The organism is Alcaligenes sp. MMA, assembly GCF_020907215.1.
Lineage (GTDB): Bacteria > Pseudomonadota > Gammaproteobacteria > Burkholderiales > Burkholderiaceae_B > Alcaligenes > Alcaligenes aquatilis.
This window is the reverse complement of sequence record NZ_JAJJPP010000001.1, coordinates 157,435-169,233: the sequence shown is the minus strand read 5'-3', so window position 1 is coordinate 169,233 and position 11,799 is coordinate 157,435. Positions and strand designations below refer to the sequence as shown.

At 55.7% G+C, this 11,799-nt stretch carries 9 protein-coding genes; 6 read left to right on the top strand and 3 right to left on the bottom strand.

Annotated features, from left to right (window positions below; translation table 11 throughout):
• The first annotated feature begins 61 nt into the window (after positions 1-61).
• Positions 62-586: a DinB family protein gene (locus tag LNA76_RS00710; protein WP_094197419.1), complete on the top strand. Its 525-nt coding sequence runs from the start codon at positions 62-64 to the stop codon at positions 584-586.
• 177 nt (positions 587-763) lie between these two features.
• Here the strand turns inward: LNA76_RS00710 and fauA are convergent, their stop codons facing one another.
• The 3 genes from fauA to LNA76_RS00695 all read right to left on the bottom strand — a co-directional run bounded on the left by fauA (position 764) and on the right by LNA76_RS00695 (position 5,367).
• Positions 764-2,959 carry a TonB-dependent alcaligin siderophore receptor FauA gene (fauA, locus tag LNA76_RS00705; RefSeq protein WP_230017629.1) on the bottom strand — a complete coding sequence of 732 codons (2,196 nt, stop codon included), beginning with the start codon at positions 2,957-2,959 and terminating at the stop codon, positions 764-766.
• A 116-nt stretch (positions 2,960-3,075) separates the two neighbouring features.
• Positions 3,076-4,251: a multidrug effflux MFS transporter gene (locus tag LNA76_RS00700; RefSeq protein WP_326833650.1), complete on the bottom strand. Its 1,176-nt coding sequence runs from the start codon at positions 4,249-4,251 to the stop codon at positions 3,076-3,078.
• 165 nt (positions 4,252-4,416) lie between these two features.
• Positions 4,417-5,367, bottom strand: coding sequence for a helix-turn-helix transcriptional regulator (locus tag LNA76_RS00695; protein WP_230017625.1), 951 nt, complete (start codon positions 5,365-5,367; stop codon positions 4,417-4,419).
• Positions 5,368-5,533: 166 nt separating this feature from the next.
• Between LNA76_RS00695 and LNA76_RS00690 the strand changes: the two genes are divergently transcribed.
• From LNA76_RS00690 to fdhE, 5 genes are all read left to right on the top strand, one after another.
• The gene (locus LNA76_RS00690) at positions 5,534-5,986 is read left to right on the top strand and encodes a hypothetical protein (RefSeq protein ID WP_230017623.1); all 453 of its coding nucleotides are present in this window, start codon (positions 5,534-5,536) and stop codon (positions 5,984-5,986) included.
• 124 nt (positions 5,987-6,110) lie between these two features.
• Positions 6,111-9,203 carry a formate dehydrogenase-N subunit alpha gene (gene fdnG / locus LNA76_RS00685; protein WP_230017622.1) on the top strand — a complete coding sequence of 1,031 codons (3,093 nt, stop codon included), beginning with the start codon at positions 6,111-6,113 and terminating at the stop codon, positions 9,201-9,203.
• Positions 9,200-10,114: a formate dehydrogenase subunit beta gene (gene fdxH / locus LNA76_RS00680; protein ID WP_108727820.1), complete on the top strand. Its 915-nt coding sequence runs from the start codon at positions 9,200-9,202 to the stop codon at positions 10,112-10,114. Before fdnG ends, fdxH begins: the two co-directional genes overlap by 4 nt.
• Entirely contained in the window at positions 10,098-10,751 is a 654-nt protein-coding gene (locus LNA76_RS00675) for a formate dehydrogenase subunit gamma (protein WP_230017621.1), read from the top strand. The genes fdxH and LNA76_RS00675 overlap by 17 nt, the downstream gene beginning before the upstream one ends.
• On the top strand, positions 10,748-11,650 hold the full coding sequence (gene fdhE / locus LNA76_RS00670; RefSeq protein WP_230017620.1) for a formate dehydrogenase accessory protein FdhE: 903 nt from the start codon (positions 10,748-10,750) through the stop codon (positions 11,648-11,650). The genes LNA76_RS00675 and fdhE overlap by 4 nt, the downstream gene beginning before the upstream one ends.
• Positions 11,651-11,799: the final 149 nt, after the last annotated feature.

Below are 11,799 nucleotides of genomic sequence, written 5' to 3'. Positions count from 1 at the left end.
GGTACCGCTATCTATTTAAAGAAATCATCAGGATGCCTCATCTTGCCGGATACTGCTCTTTATGACACCTCAAACTGCCATCCGCATGGCTGACTACAACAGCCAAATGAACCGCCGTCTTTATCAGGCCGCCGCTCGCTTGCCCCCAGAGAAGCAGCATCAAGAGTGCGGCGCCTTCTTTGGCTCCTTGTTCAAGACGATGATGCACATTGCAGTGGGGGATACGATCTGGCTGCACCGCTTTGCCCAGCATCCTGATGCCCTCAGCTTGCGCGAAGAAATGGAGGTATTTACCAAGCCACGTACACTGGATCAGCAGTTATTCGACACCTTGGCGGAACTGGATCCGTACCGTCGCAAACTGGATCTGATTATTATTGCTTGGGCGGCCACACTGACACCCGAGCAACTGGGCCAAACGCTACGCTATAACAATATGGCGGGCCAGAGCATGGAGAAGGATGTTGCGCTTTTGGTGACGCACTTTTTTAATCACCAGACTCACCATCGTGGTCAGGCCAGCACCTTGTTGTATCAAGCGGGTGTCGATATTGGGGTGACTGATTTAATGGCCTTGGTATCCTGAATATTGTAGCCCGCAGGCCTCAAGGCAGACGGACAGCGCCACGCTTGCCGCTCCAGGACCACAAGATTTTTGCGTCTGAGATAACGCCGCTCAGGTCTCCGCTTCCAATGAAAAAAGCCTGCTTGTCCTTGCCAAGCAGGCTTTTGTATCAGGCAAGCCTGTCTGCTCACTCCACCCTTAATACTGCGCCCGCAAGGACAGCATCACGTTTTGCGGAGCACCGTACCAGCCCTGGTTATAAAAACCGATCTGCGAGTAGTACTTTTTGTCGAACAGGTTGTTCACGTTCAAGGTGGCCGAGACGCGCTTGTTGAAGTCATAACTTGCCATCAGATTCACGATGGCATAGCTGCCCTGCTCAACATTCACCACTTTGCGGCCTGGTGCCGTGGCGTTCTGATACATGCGATTTTGCCAATCAATGCCGCCGCCCACAGTCAGCCCTTGCCAATCCCCTGACAAGCGATAGGTGGTATAGAGCTTGAACAAGGTACGTGGCTTGCTGGTATTGATGGGCTTGCCTTTCGCATCCTTGGCGGTAAAGGTCGTCAAACTCGTGGCCAGATTCCAGCCAGGCATCAGTTCTCCGCCCAACTCCAGCTCCACCCCTTCTACTTTGGCCCCCGACACCGGGCGGTAAGCAGGTGTATTAGGTGGTGCACCAATCACATTATTACCTGTGGCTTCCGCCAAATTGTCCTGCCGTGTCTGGAACAGGGACAATGCACCATTGAGCCGGCCATCCATCCATGCCGCTTTCAAGCCCAACTCATAGCTTTTACCGGTAATCGGTGCCAGAATCGCACCCTGTTCGTTGCGGGCGTTCTGCGGCTTGAATATCTCGGTATAGCTGGCGTAAGCGGTATAGGTATCGTCAAAGTCATAGATCAGGCCGGCATAGGGGATGAACTCGTTACGATGGCGATACTGACGCTTGGAACCAAAGTAGGTCTGATCAGTTTCCCAGTTGCTCAGCCGCCCCCCCACCATCAAGCGCAAACTATCGCTCAAGGCAAAGCGGCCAACGGCATAGGCGCCGGACTGTTTGTTATCCGTATCATCAGCCTGGGATGGCTCACTGGACCAGTTCGGCTCCGGCTCTCGGCCTGGCTGATAGAAGCTGGCCGCCGCAGCCAATGGGGGTACGGCCCGATACTGCGGGAAAGATACGCGATCCTGGGACATCATCCAGCCCACCGAAAACTCGTGCTCTTTGCCAAACAAGGTAAATGGCCCGGACAAGGACGCATTCAATGCCTTGCGGCGTACATCGCCTTCGTAATAAGAGTACGAGTTTGATGTACCCAGCCCTGTTTCCCGATCCGGATACCCACCCCGAAACAAGTTTTTCATGAAGGCATCGGTGTAGGACTGGTTATAGGTCAAGCGCAAGCTCAAGTTATTCTTGAACTGGTGGCTCAAATCCACAAAACCCGTTGTCGTATTGTTCTCGACGCGTGACCAGTTTGTATTGTTGGAAATCGAACGCTTGAAATCCGTACGAGAGCCATCGCTATAGAACAGCGGAAAACCACTGCCAAAACCATTATTGGAGCTGGACTGATAGGCAACACCCCCCGTCAACTCCATGCCAGGCATCAAGTCAGCCGTGACCACGCCATACAATGTACGGGTTTTAGTATCCTGCAAATCGGTATAGCTATTGGCCTTGCCATAAGCTCCTACAATACGGCCACGGATACGCCCATCTTCCGTAATCGGGGTAGACACATCTGCGTATCCACGCGCAAAGTCCCAGCTTCCGACACTGATCCCCCCCGATGCGGCAAAGTCCCGCAAAGGACGTTTACGTACATAATTGACGGCTGCCGAAGGATTACCGGCCCCCGTCATCAAACCGGTCGCGCCGCGCACCACTTCAACCCGATCAAAAACGACCAGGTCCAGGTTGCTTTCACCAAAGGCCCAGGGCGACAAAACTGGTTGCGTCAAACCATCAAACTGATAGTTGTCGATACCAAAACCACGCGAGGAAAAGGAATAACGGTTGGTATCGCTGCGTGTCACAGATATACCCGGCGCGCTCTGCAAGGCATCCGCCGTCGTCTGCATGCCGCGATCATCCATCATTTTTCGGGTGACCACACTGACCGATTGCGGCGTCTCCTTGATAGAAAGAGACAGCCCCGTCGCCGTGCTCATGGCCTTGGTGGTGTAAGACGGATCGGTTTCCGTCACGCCTGGGTCTCGATTGCCCTTGATCGTAATGGTGGACAGTTCTACAGGCGTATCAGCCACGGAATCCTGCGCCCAGGCCGGGCTGCTGGCAACAACCAGCAACATGGCAGAACGAGTGACAGGGGCAAGCAAGCGCAATCTTGAACGGGCATAGCAGGTTGAAACAGCAGGCATGAGCAAGGATCTCAGAACAGGTTTTAGATGCGAACAATTATCATCTACAGAGTTTGCATGAGCGTATCCCTAAACGCAAAAACCCTATTCCAAATATCAGTCCTGCCGCTTTCCTTCTAGGAGGGGCATCGATCCGCGCGCAGTTGCAGCCAAAACCAGCTAACGGCACTGAGCAAGACGCAGATCAGCATGGCGGCTGACATCCGCAAGGGCTGGCCGTAAACCCACGGCACCAGCCAACCGCTGACCAGCGAAAACGTACTCATCTGGCAAAAGCCCAATAAGGAGGCCGCCAACCCGGCCCGACTGGGAACTTGGGCCAAAATACGCATGGTCACCACCGGCATCAACATAGCCAGACCTGCGGTGAAAAAGGCGGGGAGCAACACGGCCCACGACAAGGCAGGATGCCAGGCGCTGGCCAGATACCCGGTATAGACAAGGCAACTGGCCAGCATCAAGCCATAGGCGCAGCGAATAATCGTGATGTCTCCCCAATGCCGCACAAGATGGGCAGAGGCCAAAGCCCCCAACATGGCCCCGACCACCAAAGGCACAAACAACACGGCAAAGGCGGTTTCAGGCAAATTCAAAGTATGAGAAATGAAATCCGGAGCAGCGCCGATCAGAAAGGCCTGAGCCCCAATCAGCAAACTTAAGGCCACACTCATGCCCATAAAAGGCACATCGCCCAGTAATTGCCCAATATCGCTACGCAACTGGCGCCAGGCCAAAGGCTGACGCTTACTGCTGGGCAAGGTTTCAGGCAAGCGACGCAGGCACAAGTAGCACGCCGCAGCGGCCAGGGCGGCCAGCATCCAGAACACAGCGCGCCAACCCAAAAGCGCAATCAATTGACCACCCACAATCGGGGCCAGCGCGGGCGAGACATTAAAGACCACGACGATATAAGACAGAGTCCGTTGCGCCTGTTCACCTTGATAGCAATCACGCACCATGGCCTGGCCAATCACCAAACCCGCTCCGGCCGACAAGCCTTGCAGTACCCGAGCAGCCAAGAGCCAATCCATGCTGGGCGCCAAGGCCGCCATCACCGAGCCAGTGATATACACCGCCAGGGACGCCACAATCACAGGTTTGCGCCCCCAGGCATCGGACAAAGTGCCATGCAGCAGCAACATCGCTGCATAGGCAGACATATACACACCCAAGGTCTGCTGCACGCTTTCGGGGGGTACCTGAAACTCGCGCTCCAACGCGCTGAAAGCAGGTAAATAGGCGTCAATAGTGGCAGGTGCAACGCAGGCCAGCAGGCCCAGAATCAACACCATCAAGGGATACGGGGGAAGCGAGGAAGGCAACACAGCTCTGTCTGAAATAAGAAAACAAACCCGCATAGGGGAGGTCTTTTTCAGGATGGACCAGGCTCGCCAGAGAGGGGAATGGCAAACGCCTAAAAAGCTTTGAACAATGACAGAGCTGGCCGCCCGGCCACCTCAATTCAATTCGCTGGGCGCAATCCCGTAGCGCTCACGAAAGGCTGTGGCAAAGTTGGTGGCGTGGCGATAGCCCACAAAATGAGCCGCCTGCTGTACGCTCCAGCCTTGCGCCAGATAATCACGTGCCAACTCCAGACGACGCTCACGTAACCAGCCAAACACAGAACACTGGTAGGTTGCCTGAAACTTCACCCGCAAGGTGCTCGGGCTCATGCAGGCCAGCTTGGCCAGATCCGCCAAGGTATGATCGTCACCCGGCGCGTTGTACAAACGTTCACGCACACGCTCCAGTAGCTGTCGGTCACGGGCCGTGGCCGGCGACTCTTTAGCAGGCTTTGGAGTCAATCCGTCCAGCGCATGAGCCAGCATTTGCAGGCTGACACCTTCCAGCAGCAAATCGTACGTCGTCCCCTGCCAGGGGCTGTCTATCAACTGCTCGAGCGTGTTGAGCAAATGCGGCGGGACCGTCCACTTCTGCATGCACAGTCCGGATGGGCCCATCAGTTTGGACAGGGTGTCGCCCAAGCGCGAGTCGCCCACGCTTTCCGCTGAACGCAAAGAGAGGTTAATACAGCGCAAACGTTGCCCGGCTGGGTGTATCCCGGTCAACGCGACCGATTCGCTATGCGCAATACTGACACCACTTTGCGCGACCAGGCTCAGTTGATTCTGACTGGCCAGGCGGGCTTGCGCGCGGCCTTGCAGCATCACAATGGCAGAGAACTGCGGCGCGCTGACGGAACTGGATTCGTAGTGATGGTGCGTGACGATATCTGACAGCACCAACTTGATGCCCGGCCTGACCTCGTGTTCCTGCACACGCCCCTCGGCAATGCAAAGCTGCTCCCTTTCCCGATCTGGGCCAACATAGTGAGGCAAACAATAGTGAAAGCCTGCCGGACGACCGAGTCGGTCAAAGTCCGATACTGTGAATCTGATCATAGGCATAGAGAGAAAAAACGATGTCAGCCTGGCGGATACGGGCTCAAGGCACTCGGGCCGATGGGAACAGAACATCCGACACAATGCAACTGAGAATAACATACATTCTCAATTATATGGCACCTCTAAAGAATTCAAAGAGTACGGCAATGCCTTGAATTAACGGAGTTTTATGTTGACCTCATCGTGCCAGGGTCTGCTCTTGCATCAAAATCGACACACAGAATCGCTACAATTTTGCATCTGTGCTGCACCTATTCTTTTTGCTGTTGATCACCTAGCAAAATGCAATCAGCTAAAGCAATCGGGGCATAAGCCCTTTTTTCATCACACCAATGGTTCCACATTTCCAAGCATGATTTGCCGCTCGACACCCCGCCTTAAATCAACGATTGGCCTGATTATTTTTTCTAGTCTGGCTGGTTTTTTCTGGTGGCTATTTTACGAGCGCTACTACCGCTATAAAGACTGCATAGAAACGGCTGCCTCCAGTTGCCTGAACGCGCAGGGAGACAACCTGATCGGCGCAGGTATGGTCTGGGCTTTGCCCGCCTTTATCTTTAGCGGCATCGCTGTGTACTACCTGTGGCGAGTCATCGGCCGCTGCTGTGCGAATAAACCTTAAACGCTATCCGCTTTAAAAACGACAGTATCAGCACAGCAAAAGCAGTTTATACACAGACTGCTATAATCCGGCCCGGCAATTAGCGATCCTTTTGCCAACACATTTTCTGCAAGAAGAACCTTTCATGAATACCAACGTACCAAGTTTTGGTCGGCGTCAGTTTCTCAAAATTCTTGGTGCTGGGGCAGCTGCGCTGTCAGCGACCGCGATGGGACTTTCGACAGCCGCCGCTCAAGTTCCCGCCGCCGTCCGGCCCTACAAACTCCTTCGATCCAAAGAGACACGCAACAACTGTACATACTGTTCAGTGGGCTGCGGCATCCTCATGTATTCCATGGGCGATGGCTCCAAAAACGCGAAACCGCGCATCTTCCATATTGAAGGCGACCCGGACCATCCGGTCAGCCGTGGCTCGCTCTGTCCCAAAGGCGCTGGCCTGCTGGACATGATTCACTCCAAGAATCGCCTGCTGCACCCCGAATACCGAGCCCCGGGCTCCAAAGAATGGGTCAAGATCAGTTGGAGCGAAGCCACCAAGCGCATCGCCCGTTTGCTCAAAGATGACCGTGACGCCAACTTCATTGCCAAGAACGAAAAAGGCCAGGTGGTGAACCGCTGGCTATCCTCGGGCTTTCTGGCTTCCTCGGCCGCGTCCAACGAAACCGGCCTGCTGGACTTCAAATTTACCCGTGCCTTAGGCATGCTGGGTATCGACTGTCAGGCGCGACTCTGTCACGCCCCGACCGTGTCAGCCCTGGCCCCCAGCTTTGGGCGCGGTGCCATGACCAACCACTGGGTGGACATCAAGAACGCCAACGTGGTGATTGTGATGGGCGGCAACCCTGCCGAAGCCCATCCGGTCGGCTTCAAATGGGTGATTGAGGCCAAAATCAAGAACAAGGCCAAGGTCATTGTGGTGGACCCACGCTTTAACCGTACAGCCGCTGTTGCCGATATCTTCTCGCCCATCCGCGCCGGCTCGGACACCGCCTTTTTGATGGGCATGGTGCGCTGGCTGCTGGAGAACGACAAGATTCAGCACGAGTACGTGCGCGCCTACACCAATGCCTGCCTGATTGTGCGTGACGACTTCGCCTTTGACGAAGGCATGTTCTCCGGCTTCGATCCGAAAACCAAGATCTACGACAAGTCCTCCTGGACCTACGCGCTAGACGAGAACGGCGAAGTGATGCGCGACAACAGCATGACGCATCCACGCTCCGTGCTGCAGTTGTTAAAAGCGCACGTGGACCGCTACACGCCCGAAGTCGTGGAAAACATTACCGGCGTCAAACAGGCCGACTTCCTGCAGATTGCCGAGGTTATTGGCTCCTGTTCGGCCAAGAACAAAACGCTGACCTGGCTATATGCGCTGGGCTGGACGCACCATACCGGGGGCGCACAGATCATTCGTGGCGCCGCCATGATTCAGCTCTTGCTAGGCAATATCGGCATGGCCGGGGGCGGCGTGAACGCCTTGCGCGGTCACTCCAATATCCAGGGCTATACCGACCTGGGCCTGCTGTCCTTGCGCTTGCCAGGTTATATGAACCTGCCCTCGGACAATCAGCAGACACTGGCACAGTACCTGGAAGAAACCACGCCCAAAGACGTATTGCCCGGTCAGGTGAATTACTGGAAAAACACACCCAAGTTCTTCATCTCTTTGCTCAAGAACCTGTACGGCAAGCACGCCACGCCCGCTAACGATTTCGCTTTTGATCTGCTGCCCAAATGGGATCGCAGCTACGACATGCTGGCCTACTTCGACATGATGTATGAAGGCAAGGTCAACGGGTACTTCGCACAAGGTTTTAACCCGCTGGCCGCGATGCCGGACAAGAACAAGACGTCCAAGGCCCTGTCCAAGCTGAAGTTCCTGGTTATTGTGGACCCACTGGTCACCGAGACCTCGAACTTCTGGCGCAATGAAGGTCAGTTCAACGACATCAAGACAGAAGAAGTCATGACAGAGGTGTTCCGCCTGCCGTCGAACTGTTTTGCTGAAGAGGACGGTTCCATCGTGAACTCGGGCCGCTGGTTGCAATGGCACTATGCCGGCCAGCAACCTCCCGGTCTGGCCCGTCATGACCCCAACATCCTGGGCGACATCATGATGGAACTGCGTCGCCTGTACGAAGAAGAAGGTGGTGCCTGTCCCGAACAAGTCCTGAACATGACCTGGGACGCCGACACCTATCACGACCCGCATTTCCCGCATCCGGAAGAAGTGGCCAAAGAGGCCAATGGCTATGCACTGGCTGATGTTTTCGACGAGAACGGCACGCAGATTCTACGCAAGGGCCAGTTGCTGGATAGCTTTGCGCAATTGCGCGATGACGGCACGACACAAAGCTACTGCTGGGTATTTACCGGTTCCTGGACCGAGAAAGGCAACCAGATGGCTAATCGGGACAACACCGATACGGGCTTGGGCAACACCCCTGGCTGGGCATGGGCATGGCCTGCCAACCGACGCATTTTGTACAACCGCGCCTCTATGGATGAAATGGGCAGACCCTGGGATGAGCATCGCCAGATTTTGCATTGGGACGGCCAGCAATGGACCGGGGCGGATGTTCCGGACTTCCCGGCCAACCTGCCTCCTGGTAGCCCAGCAGCGCCTTTCATTATGCTGCCCGAAGGGCTGGGCCGCTTGTTCTCGGAAAAAGGTATTAATGACGGCCCCTTCCCCGAACACTACGAGCCGGTAGAAAGCCCCATTGCGAAAAACCCGCTACACGAAAACGTAACGCATAACCCGACCGCACGGATTCTTTCCAATGACGCCGAGCGCATGGGCAATCGTCACGATTACCCGTATGTGGCCACCACCTACTCCATTACCGAATTGTTCCGCCACTGGACCAAGCACTCTTATCTGAATGCCATGTTGCAGCCTGAACAGTTCGTGGAAATTGGCGAACAACTGGCGGCTGAAAAAGGCATCCGCCACGGCGACACCGTCAAAGTCACAACCAAGCGCGGTTACATCACCGCCAAGGCGGTGGTGACCAAACGCATGCGCACCCTGACCGTTGCCGGCCAGCAGGTGCAGCAAATTGGTATCCCCTGCCACTGGGGCTTTGAAGGTGAAACCCGCAAGGGTTTTCTGGCCAATACGCTGTCCCCCGGCGTTGGCGATGCCAATACGCAAACACCGGAGTTCAAAGCCTTTCTGGTCAATGTCGAGAAAATGAAGGGAGCCACGGCATGAATTCGCAAAACATAGTACGCCGTTCGGCCACCAACTCGGTCACACCAGCCCCACAGGTGCGTGATCACCAGATGGAAGTGGCCAAGCTGATTGACGTGTCCATCTGCATTGGCTGCAAAGCTTGCCAGGTCGCCTGCAATGAATGGAACGATTTGCGCGGCCAGGTGGAAGAAAACGTCGGCGTGTACGACAACCCCAGCGACCTGAGCCCCGACAGTTGGACCTTGATGCGCTTTACCGAGCACGAGGACGAAGCAGGCAAGCTGGAATGGCTGATCCGCAAGGACGGCTGCATGCACTGCGAAGACCCCGGCTGTCTGAAAGCCTGCCCGGTTCCCGGCGCGATTGTTCAATATGCCAATGGCATTGTGGATTTTCAGTCCGACCTGTGTGTGGGCTGCGGTTATTGCGTGGCCGGCTGTCCTTTCGATGTGCCCCGTATTTCCAAGAAAGACCATAAAGCCTACAAGTGCACCCTGTGTTCGGACCGCGTTACCGTGGGCCAGGCCCCTGCTTGCGCCAAAACCTGCCCGACCGGCGCCATTGCGTTTGGCTCAAAACAGGAAATGAAGGATCTGGCCCTGAGTCGTATTGAGGACTTGAACGAGCGCGGCTATGAAAACGCCGGTCTGTACGATCCTCAAGGTGTTGGTGGCACCCATGTCATGTACGTGCTGCAACACGCGGACGATCCGCAGCGCTACGCGGGCCTGCCCAAAGACCCGCAGATCAGCTCTGTGGTGGATGGCTGGAAAGACGTACTCAAACCTGCTGCTGCCGTAGCTGGTGCGGTGGCGGTGGCCGGTATGGCAGCCCACTTCATCGGTGTGGGCCCCAACAGCGTGGACGAGGACGAAGAACACGAGCACGACAAGGCAACGCAAGGAGACGATCATGAGCAAGAAAAGTAATCTTGTGCTGCGCACCCCATTCCGTGAGCGGCTATGTCATTGGGCCGTTGTGCTCTGCTTTTTCCTGGCTGCCACCTCGGGGCTATCCTGGTTCTACCCCTCTTTTTCCTGGTTAAGTTCCTTTCTGGGCACCCCGCAATTGGCACGCGTTCTGCATCCCTTTTTAGGGATCGCAGTTTTCGTTGGCCTTGGCTATATGTTCACCCGCTTCGTAAAGTACAACCTGCCCGCCAAAACCGATCTGATCTGGTTTCGTAACGTCAAAGGCGTGATCCTGAACAACGCCAAGCAGCCATTGAAAATCGGCAAATACAATGCCGGTCAAAAAGTACTGTTCTGGCTGATCATGCTGTCTATCGTCACGCTGCTGGTATCGGGCCTGATCATGTGGCGCGCGTACTTTGCCGAGTTCTTCTCCATTCCCGTTCTGCGTCTGGCCATCCTGATCCACTCCGTGGCTGGGATTGGGCTGATCTTGCTGATTCTGGGCCATATTTATCTGGCGATCTGGGTGCGCGGCTCCATCACCGGCATGGTGACAGGCTATGTTTCCAAAGCCTGGATACGTCATCATCACGATCGCTGGCATGAAGAGCTGCAAGCGACCAAGAAAGACGTGAAGGAAGGTAAGGCATGAACGAAGTTCCTGTCCGTCGTTCCGTTCCATCGGAAGAGTCCACCCGGCACTTTGACCCCATCCTGCGACCTGAATTGCATGAGCTGTACACCGCCCGCGCGGCCCGTTTGCGCGAACTGGCTACAGGCCATGAGCTGGAGGCCTATCTGCGTTTGGCCGCCGATGTCGCTCAGGCTCAGGCTCAGGCTCAGGCTCAGGCTCAGGCTCAGGCAACAGTTTCACCTGAAAGCCGTTCCAATGCCGTGGCCGTTGATCCTGTAGAGATCGCTCGCCAAGGTACATGGGTAACGCATCTGGATACCATGCTGGACCAGCTTATCCCTGGTGCTTCACCAGCAATTACCCCACATCTGGATGCCCTGCGCGCCATGAGCACCCAGGCGCGTCTGGATGCAGGTCTGGCCCTGGCCCAACACCAGTTCCATTCCGTATCCCAGGCCCTGGCTCCTTTTTTGTGGGCGGCTTTTTCTCTGGACGCGGCTTTGGCAGCACGGACAGTGCCTTTGCCTGTGGCCAGCAGTGAAGAGTCCCCCAGTTGCCCGGTTTGTGGCAGTGCCCCTGTCGCCAGCCTGATCTATAAGGGCACCCGACAAGGTCTGCGCTATTTGCACTGCTCCTTGTGCGAGAGCCAATGGCATATGGTTCGCGCCAAATGCACCAACTGCGCCGATGCGGGCGATCTGGACTACCTGAGCTTCGACTCCACCGAAGCCGTGGTGCGTGCGGAAAGCTGCGGTCACTGCCACAGCTATCTGAAGGTGATCTCACAGGAACGCGAACCCAATGCAGAAAGTGTCGCGGATGACTTGGCGACGCTGGTACTGGATGATGCAGCAAGCGCAGAAGGTTATGGCCGCACCGGCCTGAACCCCTTTGCATTGCCTGATCAAGCCCTGTAAAGAAAAGCCCGGATTGGCAGCATGCGGATCCGGGCTTTTTTTTCACACCTGTTTCACTACCCGCTTCAATCTCTGCACCAGGCACACTCTGTGCTCTGCGCTTCTCGCTGCATGATCAAAAGCAGTCGACAACCCCCTATTACAGACAG